Origin of the sequence: Mycobacterium lehmannii, assembly GCF_002245535.1 — a bacterium.
GTDB classification, from domain to species: Bacteria; Actinomycetota; Actinomycetes; order Mycobacteriales; family Mycobacteriaceae; genus Mycobacterium; species Mycobacterium lehmannii.
Genome location: NZ_NKCN01000026.1, coordinates 17,180 through 33,202, shown reverse-complemented (window position 1 = coordinate 33,202; position 16,023 = coordinate 17,180). Strand labels below are relative to the sequence as shown.

At 68.4% G+C, this 16,023-nt stretch carries 16 protein-coding genes; 12 read left to right on the top strand and 4 right to left on the bottom strand.

From position 1 onward, the window contains the following. Positions 1-97 precede the first annotated feature (97 nt). From CEX87_RS22510 to CEX87_RS22500, 3 genes are all read left to right on the top strand, one after another. Positions 98-1,714 (top strand): ABC-F family ATP-binding cassette domain-containing protein, encoded by a 1,617-nt coding sequence (locus tag CEX87_RS22510; protein WP_094289152.1) that lies wholly within the window; start codon positions 98-100, stop codon positions 1,712-1,714. A 93-nt stretch (positions 1,715-1,807) separates the two neighbouring features. After that, complete coding sequence (locus CEX87_RS22505; RefSeq protein WP_064396692.1) at positions 1,808-2,926, top strand: hypothetical protein; 1,119 nt, start codon at positions 1,808-1,810, stop codon at positions 2,924-2,926. A gap of 12 nt (positions 2,927-2,938) precedes the next feature. Next, positions 2,939-3,625, top strand: coding sequence for a hypothetical protein (locus tag CEX87_RS22500; RefSeq protein WP_094289150.1), 687 nt, complete (start codon positions 2,939-2,941; stop codon positions 3,623-3,625). Between the two features lie 3 nt (positions 3,626-3,628). On the opposite strand, the gene CEX87_RS22495 is transcribed toward CEX87_RS22500, so the two are convergent. Together CEX87_RS22495 and CEX87_RS22490 are read right to left on the bottom strand one after the other, a co-directional pair. Further along, positions 3,629-4,402, bottom strand: coding sequence for a type VII secretion target (locus tag CEX87_RS22495; RefSeq protein WP_158220785.1), 774 nt, complete (start codon positions 4,400-4,402; stop codon positions 3,629-3,631). Positions 4,403-4,448: 46 nt separating this feature from the next. Then, complete coding sequence (locus tag CEX87_RS22490; protein ID WP_094289146.1) at positions 4,449-6,542, bottom strand: AAA family ATPase; 2,094 nt, start codon at positions 6,540-6,542, stop codon at positions 4,449-4,451. 84 nt (positions 6,543-6,626) lie between these two features. Here CEX87_RS22490 and CEX87_RS22485 point away from each other — a divergent pair, with 84 nt between their 5' ends. The 7 genes from CEX87_RS22485 (at position 6,627) to CEX87_RS22455 (ending at position 12,425) form a co-directional block, all read left to right on the top strand. Next, complete coding sequence (locus CEX87_RS22485) at positions 6,627-7,202, top strand: LOG family protein (RefSeq protein WP_082961791.1); 576 nt, start codon at positions 6,627-6,629, stop codon at positions 7,200-7,202. Positions 7,203-7,251: 49 nt separating this feature from the next. Then, a complete protein-coding gene (gene fadD6 / locus CEX87_RS22480) occupies positions 7,252-9,033 on the top strand; it encodes a long-chain-acyl-CoA synthetase FadD6 (protein ID WP_064427757.1) in 1,782 nt (593 codons plus the stop codon). 131 nt (positions 9,034-9,164) lie between these two features. After that, a complete protein-coding gene (gene folP / locus CEX87_RS22475; RefSeq protein WP_064420239.1) occupies positions 9,165-9,989 on the top strand; it encodes a dihydropteroate synthase in 825 nt (274 codons plus the stop codon). Then, on the top strand, positions 9,986-10,933 hold the full coding sequence (locus CEX87_RS22470; RefSeq protein ID WP_064396681.1) for a glucosyl-3-phosphoglycerate synthase: 948 nt from the start codon (positions 9,986-9,988) through the stop codon (positions 10,931-10,933). The genes folP and CEX87_RS22470 overlap by 4 nt, the downstream gene beginning before the upstream one ends. Before the next feature lie 181 nt (positions 10,934-11,114). Next, entirely contained in the window at positions 11,115-11,468 is a 354-nt protein-coding gene (locus CEX87_RS22465) for a DivIVA domain-containing protein (protein ID WP_064420200.1), read from the top strand. Next, a complete protein-coding gene (locus CEX87_RS22460) occupies positions 11,465-12,112 on the top strand; it encodes a DNA-3-methyladenine glycosylase I (RefSeq protein ID WP_066847552.1) in 648 nt (215 codons plus the stop codon). The genes CEX87_RS22465 and CEX87_RS22460 overlap by 4 nt, the downstream gene beginning before the upstream one ends. 145 nt (positions 12,113-12,257) lie before the next feature. Then, entirely contained in the window at positions 12,258-12,425 is a 168-nt protein-coding gene (locus CEX87_RS22455) for a DUF3117 domain-containing protein (RefSeq protein ID WP_005059648.1), read from the top strand. A gap of 18 nt (positions 12,426-12,443) precedes the next feature. Here the strand turns inward: CEX87_RS22455 and glgA are convergent, their stop codons facing one another. After that, the gene (glgA, locus tag CEX87_RS22450) at positions 12,444-13,613 is read right to left on the bottom strand and encodes a glycogen synthase (protein WP_064420202.1); all 1,170 of its coding nucleotides are present in this window, start codon (positions 13,611-13,613) and stop codon (positions 12,444-12,446) included. Between the two features lie 131 nt (positions 13,614-13,744). Here glgA and glgC point away from each other — a divergent pair, with 131 nt between their 5' ends. Together glgC and CEX87_RS22440 are read left to right on the top strand one after the other, a co-directional pair. Then, complete coding sequence (gene glgC, locus CEX87_RS22445) at positions 13,745-14,959, top strand: glucose-1-phosphate adenylyltransferase (RefSeq protein WP_064396672.1); 1,215 nt, start codon at positions 13,745-13,747, stop codon at positions 14,957-14,959. Positions 14,960-15,105: 146 nt separating this feature from the next. Beyond that, on the top strand, positions 15,106-15,354 hold the full coding sequence (locus CEX87_RS22440; RefSeq protein ID WP_064420203.1) for a hypothetical protein: 249 nt from the start codon (positions 15,106-15,108) through the stop codon (positions 15,352-15,354). A 13-nt stretch (positions 15,355-15,367) separates the two neighbouring features. Here CEX87_RS22440 and CEX87_RS22435 read toward each other — a convergent pair whose 3' ends face one another. Continuing rightward, complete coding sequence (locus CEX87_RS22435) at positions 15,368-15,952, bottom strand: DUF4126 domain-containing protein (RefSeq protein WP_064396669.1); 585 nt, start codon at positions 15,950-15,952, stop codon at positions 15,368-15,370. Positions 15,953-16,023: the final 71 nt, after the last annotated feature.

Genomic DNA, 16,023 nt, shown 5'->3' with positions numbered 1-16,023 from the left:
CACCTACGCTGAATGCATGTGAGTTGACGACGTCTCCGGGTGCCGCCCGGATCCGACCGTCCCCCATTTCCGTGCGAGACACGAAGCGATCACTCACATGTCTTCCATCGTCTGTTCTGAGTTGTCATTTGTATGGCCCGACGACACACCGCTGTTCGACGAGCTGTCCTTTTCCGTCGGGGACGGCCGGACCGGTCTGGTCGCCCCGAACGGCGCCGGAAAGAGCGCGCTGCTCAAGCTGATCGCCGGTGAGCTGTCGCCGACGTCGGGTTCGGTCACCGTCGACGGCACGCTCGGGTACCTGCCGCAGACGCTGCCCTACATCGCACATCACACCGTCGCAGAACTGCTCGGCGTCGCGCCCGTCATCGCAGCGCTCGACGCGCTGGCCGACGGGAACCCCGGTGCCGACGTCTTCACCACGATCGGCGACGACTGGGACGTCGAGGAGCGCACGCAGGCACAGCTGGATCGGCTTGAACTGAGCCACATCGCGCTCGACCGTCGACTCGACACGCTGTCGGGCGGCGAGATCATCAGCATCGGCATCGCCGGTCAGCTGCTGAATCGGCCCGACGTGTTGCTGCTCGACGAACCGACGAACAACCTCGACGTCGACGCCCGCCACCGACTCTACGACGCGCTCGACGACTTCACGGGCTGCCTGCTGGTTGTCAGCCACGATCGGCTGCTGCTCGACCGCATGGATCGGATCGCTGAACTGCACCAGGGTGAAATCTGCTCCTACGGTGGCAATTTCACGCTGTACACGGAGGCGGTGAGCCACGAGCAGCGCGTCGCTGAGAACAAAGTCCGCAGCGCTCACCGGCTGCTCAAGCGCGAGAAGCGCGAGATTCAGCAGGCGCGTGAGCGTGCGGCGCGGCGGGCGGGCACGGCGACACGCAACCTCAACGACGCCGGGTTACCGAAAATCGTTGCGGGAGCGCGGAAGCGGCGAGCCCAGGAGTCCGCGGGCCGCATTGACGGCGTGCACGCCGCGCGGGTCGACGATGCCAGGGCTCGCTTGGACGACGCCGAGCGGGCGGTCAGGGACGACGACGCGCTCGTACTGGACCTGCCCGGCACCGACGTACCCGCCGGCCGGGATGTGCTCACCGCGAAGGGGTTGCGCTTCTCGGCCGGTGAGCTGCTGCTTCTCGACGACGTCGACCTGTCGGTGCGCGGGCCCGAGCGTATCGCGCTGACCGGGCGCAACGGGGTGGGCAAGTCGACGTTGCTGCGCATCGTCGGCGGGGACCTGGCACCGGACTCCGGTTCGGTACAGCGCAGCGGTGCCCGCGTGGCGTATCTGTCGCAGCGGCTCGACCTGCTCGATCCGCGCCTCACCGTCGCCGAGAGCCTCGCCGCGTATGCACCGAGCCTTTCTCACACCCGTCGCATGCACCTTCTGGCGCAGTTCGTCTTCCGAGGCGACCGGATCCGTCTGCCGGTGGGCGCGCTGTCCGGCGGTGAGCGGTTGCGCGCGACACTTCTGTGCGTGTTGTTGGCCGAACCGGCGCCCGAGTTGCTCCTGCTCGACGAGCCCACCAACAACCTCGACCTCGTCAGTGTCGGGCAGCTTCAGGCCGCGCTGAACGCGTACCGGGGCGCATTCGTCGTCGTCAGCCATGACGAGCTCTTCCTCGCCGACATCGGCGTGCAGCGGTGGCTCCGGCTATCCGGCGGCCGTCTCGAGGAGCAGTGGATGCCCTGATCGGGCGTCGCGCCGCATGAAATCGGCGCACGGCCAGCTATCCGGGGCACGGTAAGTTTGAGACCCTTAGCGTGTCGTCAAGGGGGTCGCGCCATGGGCATCGCGCCCGATTCCAGCCCGTACGGCGGTCAGACCGTGACCGGCCCGGGCTGGCCGAACGTCGACGAGGAGACGTTGGCCGCAGCGGCGGCGTCGTACGAGGCGTTGGCGTCCAAGATCAGTGGCAACGTCGTGCCCGAACAGCAGGGTCAGCTGATGCAGCTGTCCGATTCATGGGAGGGCGCGGGCGCGCTCGCCGCCGCGGGGGAGGCCACCAGCATCATCGGCGGGCACGAGGCCAACGCGGCGCAGGCGGCCGCGATCGCGGCGAAATTGCGGGCGATGGAGGCCACGGTCGTGAAGACGAAGATGCTGGCGAACACGATCGCCCAAGAGGTCCAGCATGAGTGTGAAGCCCTCTCGGCGATGCCGTTCAGCAACGCCCAGGAGCTGGTGCAGAGCCGGATCAAGATGGGGCTGTCGCAGAACATCGCCAACATCACCGCCAGCACCACCGAACTCGCCAACACCCTCGGCGTACCGCCGAGCATCCCGCTTTTCGGCGTCCCACCCGTGCCCGGAGCCAAGGAGGCGCAGGACAGCGGGGAGGAAGCCGCGAAGCAGGCCGGTGACGGTTCACAGCAGGCGATGCAGATGGTCGGCCAGATGGGAGCCATGGCCGCGCAGCTGCCGATGCAGATCGGCCAGACGCTGATGCAGGTGCCACAGCAGCTGGGCCAGCAGCTCTCGCAGCCGCTGCAACAGCTGACGTCGATGTTTGGCCAGGGCGGGAAGGCCGACTCCCTCGGCGCCGCGGGGCTGCCCTTCTCGTCGTTCTCCAACCATCCGCTCGCCGGCGGCTCGGGCGCCGGTGGCGGCTCCGGCATGGTCCGGGCGGCGTCGCTGCCGGGCTCCGGCGGTGCGCCACTGCAAACCCCGCAGATGGCCAACCTCGTCGGCAGCAAGGCGGTCAGCACCGCACCCGCGCCCGACGGCGCGACCGCGGGGGCCGCCGCGGTCGGCGGGGCGGCCCCGATGGCCGCGGGCGGCGGTATGGGCGGGATGGCCCCGATGATGGGTCAGCGCGGCGTCAGCGGGGGCACCGCACCAGGATTGGCCGTGCCCGCGCCGCTGGAGCACGATCTCGACGACGACGACGATGACGACTGGTGACGAGGAGCGCACATGGGTAGCCCACTGAGAAAGCCCGACGGCATCAGCTGGAACGCGGCGGCGGTCGAACTGCCCGAGATACCGATGATCCCGGCGGGACAAGACGCGATGAGCGCCACCATTTCGGCGGTACTGCCGACGCTGGCCGCCCAGCTGACTACCAACGTCGCCGCGCTGTCGGCCAAGGAGAACACGTTCTCGGGCAAGGTGGGCGCCGCGCAGGCCGCCTACGAGAACTCTGACGACGCGGGCTCTCAGTCGGTTGGCCAGATCGTCGGGATGCTCGGCCAGGTGGGGCAGCAGGCCGGTCAGATGGGGCAGATGGCGGGGGCGCCTGCTCAGGCCCTCGGTGGGCAGACCGGAATGTTCGGCTCCCTCATGCAGCAGGCCATGCAGGGCGCCCAGTCGCCGGGCGGCTCGTCGGCCACCGGTGGGGGTGCGCCACCGAGCGGTGCCGCACCGACAGCCGCGGCGGGGGCGCAGAGCCCGGGTGCCGGCGCACCGGCGCAGCAGCCTCGCGACGACGCCGGGCTGCAGACCGGCGGATCCGACGACCGCGAGGACCAGCGGCCGTTGCACCGCGCCGATGACCGCCCGTGGGATGGCGCCGCCGGACCACAGGGCAGTGAATCGGGCGCGGGCGCTGCCCCCGTCACCCCTCCGAAGTCTGGGGAGGACGACGTCGCCCGCAACCTGTAGCGGTTAACCCACCTGGGGACGCGTCTGTGCGGGTCGCGGGCCCTCCGCGGCGACCGGCGCCTCCGGTGGACGACCCACTACTGCCGAATCACTCGGTGCGGCTTGGTATTCCGGTTCGGCATGGCGCGTCGACTCGGATGGTTCCTCGGCTGGGTCCTCGTCGGAGCGTTCGCCGGTGCCGTCATCGTTGACGCGACTGTCGTCGCGCTCGGGTGTCTCCTCGCCTCGTGCGGCCTGCTGTACACCTTGCGCGATCATCTGCGGAACCTGTTGCAGCCCTTGGGCAAGACCCAGCAGCGGCGCCGCCATCGACCCGACCAGCTGTCCGACCTGTTGTCCGACCTGACCGAGCATCTGGCCGACCGCCTGATCGCCGCCGGGCGGGCCCGCGGCACCGTTCGCGGGGGAGCCTGGAACGCTCCCTGTTGTCGATGTGCTTTCGCTCACTTCCGTATGCCGTTGACCGTCAAGCGCGTCGGCGGCCGCGCGCAACTTCTCGGCTCCTTCGTGGTCGCCCTGCTCGTACATCTGGGCGGCCTTTTGCAGCAGGTCAGAGATCGTCGCACCCGCGTCGGCGGTGGCGTGCACGGTGCCCAGTCGAGCGTCGAGCGCGCTCGACAACGCGGCGCCCACTCCGGCCGCGATCTGGCCGTGGCTGGTCTGCACTCCGGTTGCCTCCGGTACGCCGGCGAGCACGTGCGACAGGTCCGTCGCGACGCGGTCGTGAATCGAGGCGGAGGACCGCAAACCGTTTGTCTGCGCGAACAACTGGCTCATGACAGTCAAGCGTAGGGCCGCGACAGAACCGGTCCTGACACGAATTTCAGCGGTGGGCTTCGCCTTGTGCTGCGGCGTCCGCGGCGGCGCCGTGCCACCCGCACGCCGCGTAGCTCTGGGATGCCTCGGCCAGCGCGGCGGCATCCCGCGCGGTGAGTGCTCGGCTGTGAGCCAGCGCCAACCGTCCAGTCGCGCAGTCACATTCGGTGCTTACCCGTTCGATCGCGTCCGCGGCCCGCATGTCGCCGAGCCGTACCGCGTCCACCAGCGAGCGCAGCGCGACGGCCGTCTGTCCTCCACGCTCGGCACTGCGCACCGCCTCACGGGCCGCGGCGACGGCGCCGTGCTCGTCGCGGCGCGCCCACATCGTCCACGCCCGTGCGAGTGCCAACTCCGGAGCGAACAGCATCGACTTCAATCCGTGCCGAGACTCGGCGCGCGCCAATGCCTTCCCCGCCTCGACACCTGCACCGAGCTGGCCGAGCGCCTGGGCCAGCAGCATCCACGCCAACGGACCCCACGAGTAGCCGGTGGGGGCCAGCGCCGCGGCCGCACGACGCAGAAGCCGTACCGCCTCCTCGAGCTCACCCTTGGCGATCAGCACGTCGGACACCAGCACCTCACCGATCGCGCGCCCCGGTTGTTGCAACTGCGCGAAATCGGTGAGCCGCTGGGCAAGCTGCTGAGCCCGGTCCAGTTCACCTGCCATCAGCAACGCCGTCGTCTGCCCGAATCCGCTGGTAAACCGCAGAAGCCCCGGATGTCCGGCGGCCATCGCCCGCTCGGCCAACGCGTCGACATCGGCGAACCGGCCCGTCCGCGCCGAGCTCAACGCCGCGGCCGCCGCCGCCCAGCCGATCGCGGTGTCGTCGGCGTCCGGCGACGCCAACACGCCGGTGGCCACCTCCATCGCCCGCGACACGCTCCCGGCGTTCATCGCAAACGTGGCCGACAACGCGTCGAGGGTGATGCGTGCGGCCGGCGACGACACCCGGTTGCGTGTCGCACGCAGGAACGCCGTGGCGCGCTCGGGCTCGGACAGCATCCAGAACTGGTTGGCGGCCCGCGGCAGCGCCCACGCCATCAGCTCGGTCTCCGACAGCGCGGCACCGTTCACGCCGTCGAGCACCGCGTCCGCGTCGCGGCCTCGGCCCTGCCACGCCAGCGCGTACGCGAGCGTCAGCCGGGTGGGGAGGTCATCGGGTGCGCCCTGGAGCGCGGCGCGGCCGAGCCGTTCGCTGAGCACCAGATCGCCGAGGCGCAACGCCTCCGCGGCCGCCGAGGACTGCTCCGATGGCCCCTGCGGACTGTCGCTGTCGAGCGCCAGCACCGCGCGGCGCAACCTGTCGACGGCGCCGTGACCGGGCCGCCCGGCCAGCCGGTCGACGACTTCACCCCGCAGTCTGCGCAGCTCCGGGCCGCCCAACGCTTCGCGCACCGAGTCGGCGAACAGCGGATGCGCCGGGTGCACCCAACCGTCGTCGACGACGACGGCACCCGATGCCGCTGCGGCCTCGACCGACTCCGGTCCCACCAAGGCTTCGAGCTCGTCGAGCGCCAGCGGGTCGTCGACGGCCAGGTACTCCAGGACGCGATAGGCGGCGCCCGTAAGGGCGGCGACGAATTCGTCGACCGACGCGGCCACCCGACGGTCGTCGTGACCCGGCGGCTCGAGGTCAATGCGCTCGACGAGGCCGTCGTCCCACAACGCCGAGACACCGTCGGCCCTCACTCCGGACGGCGCTACCGTCACGATCAGCGCGGCGGTGCCGCTGACCGCGAGCTGGTAGATCAGCGCCGCCGACAACGGATCCAGCAGATGAGCGTCGTCCACCACCAGCAGGCGCCCGTCGCCCAGAGTGTCGCGGGCGCTGCGCAGAACGTCTGTGGTCTTGCCGGTGTCGGCGACGTCGATGAGGCGGCTGACCGCCGCGAAAGGGACCGCGGCCATCGGCGCGGTGGCGGTGACCCAGTCGACGCGGTGGTAGGCCCCTGCGAGCCGTTCTGCGGCCGCTCGCGCCAGCGTCGTCTTACCCACGCCGGCGGGACCGATCAGGACGGCGCCGGAACGCTTCTGCAGACCGGCTTCAATCGAATCGAGTGCCGGTCCGGGCGGCGAGGTGACCCACTCAATCGGCACGGCCGGAGTCTATGGCTAAATCGATCGCCGCACTCCTCAACGCGGCCGGGGGCCGCTTGATCGTCGTGCGGCTAGGTTGTGCTCGTGTCCGCAGAACCCCACGCTCGCGAGTCCCGCCGTCAGTGGGCGGTGTGTGTCTACTGCGCGTCGGGTCCGATGCACCCCGACCTCATCGGGCTGGCCGAGGAGGTCGGGGTGGCGATCGCCGAGCGGGGTTGGAGCCTGGTCTCCGGCGGCGGAAACGTTTCTGCGATGGGTGCGTTGGCGACGGCGGCCAGGTCCCGCGGGGGCCACACCGTCGGTGTCATCCCGAAGGCGCTGGTGCATCGCGAGGTCGCCGATGTCGACGCCGACGAACTCGTGGTCACCGACACGATGCGTCAACGCAAGGAGGTCATGGAGGGGCGGGCGGACGCGTTCGTCGCGCTGCCCGGAGGCATCGGCACGCTCGAGGAGTTCTTCGAAGCCTGGACAGCGGGTTATTTGGGTATGCATGACAAACCGGTCGTGCTGCTCGACCCCATCGGGCACTACGACGGGCTGTTGGCTTGGCTGCACGATCTGCGCGACAGCGGGTACGTCGCGCAGGGGGCACTGGACCGATTGGTCGTCACCGTCGACGTCGAGTCGGCCATGACGGCGTGTGCGCCACAGCCATGAACACGGTCACTAGGGTGTGCGACAAACGAACAGGGAGGGACGAACGCGCATGACCGAGAAGTCGGGGATTCGCCGCAGCGTCGGTTTATTGGACATCGCCGCCCGCGCGCCGGGCCTGATCGCGGACCTGCCGACGATCCTGCGCGGCGTCGTCACCGGTTTCGGTGCTCGGCCCTCGGCCAAGACCTCGATCGGCAAGGTTTTCCAGGACCGCGCCGCACGCTACGGCGACAAGGTGTTCCTCCGGTTCGGCGACGAGCAGATCACCTATCGCGAGGCCAACGAGACCGTCAACCGCTACGCCGCGATCCTGGCTGCCCGCGGCGTGGGCCACGGCGATGTCGTCGCCATCATGCTGCGCAACTCCGCGGAGCCCGTGCTGCTGATGCTGGCGTCGGTCAAGTGCGGCGCGATCGCCGGCATGCTCAACTACAACCAGCGAGGCGATGTGCTCAAGCACAGCCTCGGGCTGCTGGAGGCCAAGGCCATTGTCGCCGATACCGACTTCGTCGAGCCGATCACCGAGTCCGGCGCCGACACCGACGGGCTGCTCACCATCGACGACCTCAAGCGCCTGGCCTCGTCTGCGCCCGCCAGCAACCCCCCGACCACCGCGGCGGTGCTCGCCAAGGACAACGCGTTCTACATCTTCACGTCGGGCACCACCGGCATGCCGAAGGCCAGCGTGATGACGCATTACCGCTGGCTGCGGGCGCTGGCCGGGTTCGGCGGTCTCGGAATGCGGCTGACCAGCAAGGACACCCTCTACTGCTGTCTGCCGCTGTATCACAACAACGCGTTGACGGTCGCGCTGTCGTCGGTGCTGAACTCGGGCGCGACGCTGGCGATCGGCAAGCAGTTTTCGGCGTCGAAGTTCTGGGACGAGGTGATCCGCTACGACGCGACCGCGTTCGTCTACATCGGCGAGATCTGCTCGTATCTGCTCAGCCAGCCGCCCAAGGACACCGACCGCAAGCACAAGGTGCGGGTCATCTGTGGCAACGGGCTGCGCCCGGCGATCTGGAACGACTTCACCGAACGATTCGGCATCGACCGGGTGTGTGAGTTCTACGGCGCCAGCGAGGGCAACACCGCGTTCGTAAACGTGTTCAACATTCCGCAGTCCACCGGTATCTGCCCGTCGCCGGTGGCCTTCGTCGAGTACGACCCGGAGACCGGCGATCCGCTGCGCGACGACAAAGGCCGCGTCAAGAAGGTGTCCACCGGTGAGCCGGGCCTGTTGCTGTCCAAGGTCAGCAACTTCCAGCCCTTCGACGGCTACACCGATCGCGAAGAGACCGAAAAGAAGTTGGTGCGCAACGCTTTCCGTGACGGTGACGTGTGGTTCAACACCGGCGACCTCATGCGCTCGCAGGGGTTCGGGCACGCGTCGTTCACCGACCGGCTCGGCGACACCTTCCGGTGGAAGGGCGAGAACGTCGCCACCACCGAGGTGGAGACGGCCATCTCCGCCGCTCCGCAGGTCGAGGAGTGCACGGTCTTTGGCGTCGAGGTCGAGGGCGCAGGCGGACGCGCGGGCATGGCCGCGATCCAGCTCAAAGAGGGCGAGAAGTTCGACGGCAAGGCGCTGGCCAAAGCCGCATACGACAAGTTGCCCAATTACGCGGTGCCGCTGTTCGTGCGGGTGGTCGAGGAGTTGGCGTACACGTCGACGTTCAAGAGCCAGAAGGTCGACCTTCGAAAGGAGGGCTTCAACGTAGAGGAGATCGACGATCCGATCTACGTGCTCTCCGGTCGCGACGAGGGTTACGTCGAGTTCTACGACGACTACCCCAAAGAGGTCGCCGACGGAAAGAAGCCCAAGAACTAGCGATTCGTGAGTGGAAACGTTCGCCCGCCGAACGAAATCACGCACAAATCGCGCCGCCGTAGCCTGGAAGGGTGAACACGCACTCGGGCCGCTTCCTGGGCCGGCCCGTCGCCGCCGATCGAGCGCTGATCATGGCGATCGTGAACCGGACTCCGGACTCGTTCTACGACCGCGGCGCCGCGTTCACCGACGAGGCGGCCAAGACGGCCGCGCACCGGGTCATCGAGGACGGCGCTGACGTCGTCGACGTGGGCGGGGTCAAGGCGGGCCCGGGTAGCACCGTCGACACCGACGAGGAGATTGCGCGCGTCGTTCCGTTCATCGAATGGCTGCGCAGCATTTATCCCGATCAGCTGATCAGCGTCGACACCTGGCGCTCGGCGGTCGCCAAACAGGCGTGCGCGGCGGGAGCCGACCTGATCAACGACACCTGGGCCGGCCACGATCCGGCGCTGCCGGAGGTGGCCGCGGAGTTCGGTGCAGGCCTGGTGTGCTCGCACACCGGCGGCGCACAACCGCGCACCAGGCCGTTCCGGGTCAACTACGGAATCACCGAACGCGGCGTCGTCGACGACGTGATCGCGGAGGTGACCGCGGCGGCCGAACGCGCGGTCGCGGCGGGGGTGGCGCGCGACGCCGTGCTGATCGACCCGACGCATGATTTCGGCAAGAACACTCATCACGGTCTTAGTTTGTTGCGCCATGTGAAAGAGCTTGTAAACACTGGATGGCCCGTCCTGATGGCGCTGAGCAACAAGGATTTCGTCGGGGAGACTCTGGGTGTGGGTTTGACCGAACGCCTGGAGGGCACCCTTGCAGCCACCGCCCTGGCGGCCGCAGACGGAGCCGCGATGTTCCGGGTGCACGAGGTCGGACCGACTCGGCGTGTACTGGAGATGGTCGCGTCGATCCAGGGCGGACGGCCGCCGACGCGCACGGTGAGGGGACTGGCATGACACTCACACCCGAACTTCCCGCTACTGACGTCGTCATCGCACGCTGGCTCAGCGACCACAGCTGGAGCCGGCCGACGTGGACGGTCTCCGAACTCGAAGCCGCCAAACGGGGCCGCACCATCTCGGTGGTGCTGCCCGCCCTCAACGAGGAAGAGACGGTCGGCAGCGTCGTCGAGACCATCACCCCGCTGCTCGGTGGGCTGGTCGACGAGCTGATCGTGCTGGATTCCGGCTCGACCGACGACACCGAGATCCGCGCCCTGGCCGCCGGTGCCCGGGTGATCAGCCGTGAGGCGGCGCTGCCGGAGGTGGCTCCGCAACCCGGCAAGGGGGAGGTGCTGTGGCGCTCGCTGGCCGCCACGACCGGTGACGTCGTGGTGTTCGTCGACTCGGACCTGATCGACCCCGACCCGATGTTCGTGCCCAAGCTGGTGGGTCCGCTGCTCACCACCGACGGTGTGCACCTGGTCAAGGGCTTCTACCGCAGGCCGCTGAAGGTCAGCGGCAGCGAGGACGCCAACGGCGGCGGGCGGGTGACCGAGCTGGTGGCCCGGCCGCTGCTGGCCTCCCTGCGGCCCGAGCTCAGCTGCATCCTGCAACCGCTGGGCGGTGAATACGCGGGCACCCGTGAGCTGTTGACGTCCGTACCGTTCGCGCCGGGCTACGGGGTCGAGATCGGTCTGCTGATCGACGCCTACGACCGGCTCGGCCTCGACGGGATCGCCCAGGTCAACCTCGGTGTTCGCACCCACCGCAACCGGCCGCTGACCGAGCTGGCCAGCATGAGCCGCCAGGTGATCGCGACGCTGCTCTCGCGCTGCGGGGTGCCGGACTCCGGTGTGGGGCTGACGCAGTTCTTCGCCGACGGTCAGGACTACACGCCGCGGACATCGTCGGTGTCGCTGGCCGACCGCCCCCCGATGGTGACCCTGCGCCCACGCTGAGTCATATCGCCGCTTGATCGTCGTCCGCCGGGTTGAATTGGCGGACTCCTCAGCGCGGCTCGTCCCTCGCCGCTTGATCGTCGTCCGCCGGGTTGAATTGGCGGACTCCTCAGCGCGGCTCGTCCCTCGCCGCTTGATCGTCGTCCGCCGGATGTCGGCGCGCTGAGGCAGTATCGAAACCGTGAGCCTGGTTCTGCTGTATCTGGTCGTACTGGTCCTGATCGCCGTGGTGCTGTTCGCCGTCGGCAGCGTCGTGTTCGGGCGCGGTGAACCGCTGCCCCCGTTGCCGCGGGAGACCACCGCTACGGTGCTGCCCGCCTCCGGCGTGACGAGCGCCGACGTCGACGCCGTCAAGTTCGCCCAGACGCTGCGCGGCTACAAGACCAGCGAAGTCGACTGGGTGCTCGACCGGCTGGGCCAGGAACTCGACCTGCTGCGCGGTCAGCTGGCCACCCTGCGGGCCACCCACGGCATCGAAGACGACGAGCCCATCGAGGGTGGCGCGCACGCATTGCAATCCGAGGAGGAGTCGTGACCGCAGCCACCCCGGAGACCTCCGAAGAACCCTCCTTCGAGCCCGACGGCCGTGTCCGGTGCGCGTGGATCGACGAATCACGTTTGGCCCCAGCTGATTTCATTCTCTACCGCGACTATCACGACACCGAGTGGGGGCGGCCGCTTCGCGACTCGGTTGCCCTCTTCGAGCGGGTGAGCCTCGAAGCGTTCCAGAGCGGGCTTTCGTGGCTGGTGATCCTGCGCAAGCGGGAGAACTTCCGCCGAGCGTTCCACAATTTCGACATCGACCGGGTCGCGCGCTACACCGAGCGCGACATCACGCGGTTGATGGGCGATGCCGGGATCGTGCGCAACCGCGCGAAGATCGAGGCCACCATCGCCAACGCGCAAGCGGCGGCCGACCTGCGTGACGCGGGAACCGACCTGGCCGAGCTGTTGTGGTCGTTCGCACCGCGGCCCCGGCCGCGGCCCGCCAGCTTCGCCGAGATTCCCGCCGTCACCCCCGAGTCGACCGCGATGGCCAAGGAATTGAAGCGCCGCGGCTTCCGCTTCGTGGGACCCACGACCGCCTACGCGTTGATGCAGGCGACCGGAATGGTCGACGATCACACCGCCGACTGCTGGGTACCGGCGACTTCAGCGGCACCCGGTAAGCGGCCTTAGCCGGGTCTTTGCACACCGAACGGCGCCGATAGGGAACAATAGAGGCGTTCAGTAGCAGTTTCAGTGCCGGGAATGTCAAACGAGTGGGCAGTCTCGGCCCCGACCGAGCCCGCGGGCGGGCCGGCTCATCTGGAGGGAGCACTCGATGGCGGCGATGAAGCCCCGGACCGGCGACGGTCCACTGGAAGCAACCAAGGAGGGGCGCGGCATCGTGATGCGGGTACCACTGGAAGGCGGCGGGAGACTCGTCGTCGAGCTGACCCCTGATGAGGCCGCCGCGCTCGGGGATGAACTGAAGAACGTCACGAGCTGACGGTTCCGCTGTGACCGGCTACGCCGGATTGCCCACTTTCTGGTAGATCTCCAAGGTCTGCTCGGCGATGTGGGCCCAGGAGAACTCCTGAATGCAGCGCTGCCGCCCGGCCTCGCCGTATTGGCGCGCCCTCTCGGGGTCGGCGATCAGCTCGTTGACCGTCGCGGCCAACCGGCTCTCGTAAGCCGGCGCGTCCTGCGGGTCGTAGTGCACCAACCGTCCGGTGTGTCCGTCGGCCACCACCTCCGGAATGCCGCCGACGTCGGAGGCCACGACCGCCGTCGCGCATGCCATCGCCTCCAGGTTCACGATGCCCAGCGGCTCGTACACTGAGGGGCATACGAAAACAGTTGCAGCGGATAGTATTTCGCGAATCTTGACGATGGGGAGCATCTCGCGCACCCAGAAGATCCCGGTGCGGGCGTGCGACAGGTGCTGAACCGCCTCGGTCACTTCGGCGGCGATCTCGGGGGTGTCGGGCGCTCCTGCGCACAGCACCAGCTGCACATCGGGGGCGAAATCGTGGGCCGCGGCGATCAGATGGGCAACGCCCTTCTGCCGCGTGATCCGACCGACGAACGCCACCATGGGCCGCGACGGGTCGACGCCGAGTTCGGCCAACACCGATTCGCCCGGCTCCGGGTGAGCCGGATACCAGACCTCGGTGTCGATCCCGTTGCGCACCACGTGGACCCGATTCGGGTCCAACGCGGGATAGGTGCGCAGGACGTCCTCGCGCATACCGGAGCTGACCGCGATCACCGCGTCGGCGCCCTCCACCGCCGTCTTCTCCACCCACGACGAGACCCGGTAGCCGCCGCCGAGCTGTTCGGCCTTCCACGGGCGCATCGGCTCCAGCGAGTGTGCGGTCAGCACGTGCGGCACCCCGTAGAGCAGTGCGGCGAGGTGGCCGGCCAGGCCGGTGTACCAGGTGTGCGAGTGCACCACGTCCGCGTGTGCGGCGGCATTGACCATGTTGAGGTCGGCCGACAGCATCGACAGCGCGGCGTTGGCGCCGATCAGCGCGGGGTCGGGTTGCGCGACGATCGCGTCCGCACGCGGGGCGCCCATGCAGTGCACGTCGACCTCGCAGAGGCGGCGCAGCTGAGCGACCAACTCGGTGACGTGAACCCCCGCCCCGCCGTAGACCTCGGGTGGATATTCCCGAGTCATCATCGCCACCCGCATGAATTCGACCCTAGTTACGGGCGCAAGCCGCCGCTGGAGTGATCGTGTCGGAACCGCCGGATCTGCGTCGAAGACGTTGACTCGTCGTGGAATGGGTAGCCCAGGACAGAAGCGGCCGATAGGTTTGAAGCATGAGGGAACTGCCACACGTGCTGGGCATCGTCCTGGCCGGCGGGGAGGGCAAGCGGCTCTACCCGTTGACCGCGGATCGAGCCAAGCCCGCCGTTCCCTTCGGCGGCGCCTACCGCTTGATCGACTTCGTGCTGTCGAATCTGGTCAATGCGCGGTATCTCCGGATTTGCGTGCTGACGCAATACAAGTCGCACTCACTTGACCGTCACATCTCCCAGAACTGGCGATTGTCGGGCCTTGCGGGTGAGTACATCACGCCCGTCCCGGCCCAGCAGCGGCTCGGTCCACGGTGGTACACCGGTTCCGCGGACGCGATCTACCAGTCGCTGAACCTCATCTACGACGAAGATCCGGACTACATCGTCGTGTTCGGCGCCGACCACGTCTACCGCATGGACCCCGAACAGATGGTCCAGTTCCACATCGAAAGCGGCGCGGGTGCGACGGTCGCGGGTATCCGGGTACCGCGCCAGGAGGCCACCGCGTTCGGGGTCATCGACGCCGACGAGTCCGGCCGCATCCGCAGCTTCATCGAGAAGCCCCCCGACCCGCCGGGCACGCCGGACAATCCCGACGAGGCGTTCGTGTCGATGGGCAACTACATCTTCACCACCAAGGTGTTGATCGACGCGATCCGCGCCGACGCCGACGACGACCACTCCGACCACGACATGGGCGGCGACATCATCCCCCGTCTGGTCGACGACGGCATGGCGGCGGTGTACGACTTCAGCAACAACGAAGTGCCCGGTGCGACCGAACGCGATCACGGTTACTGGCGCGACGTGGGAACCCTCGATGCGTTCTACGACGCGCACATGGACCTGGTGTCGGTGCACCCAGTGTTCAACCTCTACAACAAGCGTTGGCCGATCCGCGGGGAGTCGGAGATGCTCGCGCCGGCGAAGTTCGTCAACGGCGGTTCGGCCCAAGAGTCGGTCGTCGGCGCCGGCAGCATCATCTCGGCTGCGTCCGTGCGGAATTCGGTGCTGTCGTCCAACGTCGTCGTCGACGACGGGGCGATCGTCGAGGGCAGCGTGATCATGCCCGGGGCCCGCATCGGGCGCGGGGCGGTGGTGCGCCACGCGATCTTGGACAAGAACGTGGTCGTCGGTCCGGGCGAGATGGTCGGGGTGGACCTCGACAAGGACCGCGAACGGTTCGCGATCAGCGCCGGAGGAGTGGTCGCGGTCGGCAAGGGCGTCTGGATCTAACCCCTAACCCCCTAACGCGGACCGTCCGCCAGACCCAGGGGTGCACTCGACGAGTTTCGGCATCGCCCTCCTTATGCGTTGTGCCCTGGTGCTTCACGCTGGCTCCTGTCAAACGGCCCGCGAGGCCACGAGCACAGGAGACAACGATGAGACGCAACACCATCACGGCCGCCGTCGCCGCCGGCGCGATCGCCGTCGGCGCCCTAATGACCACGACCGCGCCGGCCGCGCACGCTGAGAAGCTCTCGGAGAAGACGATCAAAAGCGAATGCAAAGCCGCCGGCGGGACCTACACCAACAAGGGCTCGGTGTCGACCTGCGGCTACAAGGACATCAGCGGCAACAGGTACATCGATGTCTTCTCCGGCGGCCATTACGTCACGACGCTGACGTGAGCGGGACCTGGAGTCAGCTCGCTGCGGCGTTGCGGCGCCGTCGCCTCAGAATCCAGACCGCCAGCCACGCCAGGACCACGACGGCCACCAACACGAGCACGGGCACCAGGATCGCGGCGAGGACCAGTCCGACACTGACCCCGTCCTCGACCGTGCTCAGCACCGGTGCGGCCACCCCGGCGGTGGCGACGTTGGCCGCCGGACGAACGGTCGACTTGGTCAGCGACACCACTAGCGCGACCACGACACCGATCACCACCGGAATCCACTGCCCGGACTGAGCGAACGCGCCGGGGTCGGTGACCGCCGACGTCTGCGCCGCGGTGCCGGAACCGAAGACGATGCCGCCCGCGGTCGGCCGGACGAACGTCTGGACGGCATCGTTGACGCTGTCGAGCGCCGGGACTTTGTCGGCCACGATCTCGACGACCAGAAGCGTCGCGACGATCGCCATCACCCAGCCGTTCTCTAGCCAGGCCCAGCCGGCGGGCAGGGCGACCAGGTTGGTGAACCGCGACAGCAGACCAAGCGCCAACAGGGGGATATAGGCGTTGAGCCCCGCCGCGGTCGCCAGGCCGAGGCCGGTCAGCAGTTCCATCTCCGCATTATGAGCCGCAAGCCGCGATCGCATCGCCGATAGAGTGGCGCACTGTGGGTGGCCGACGTCAA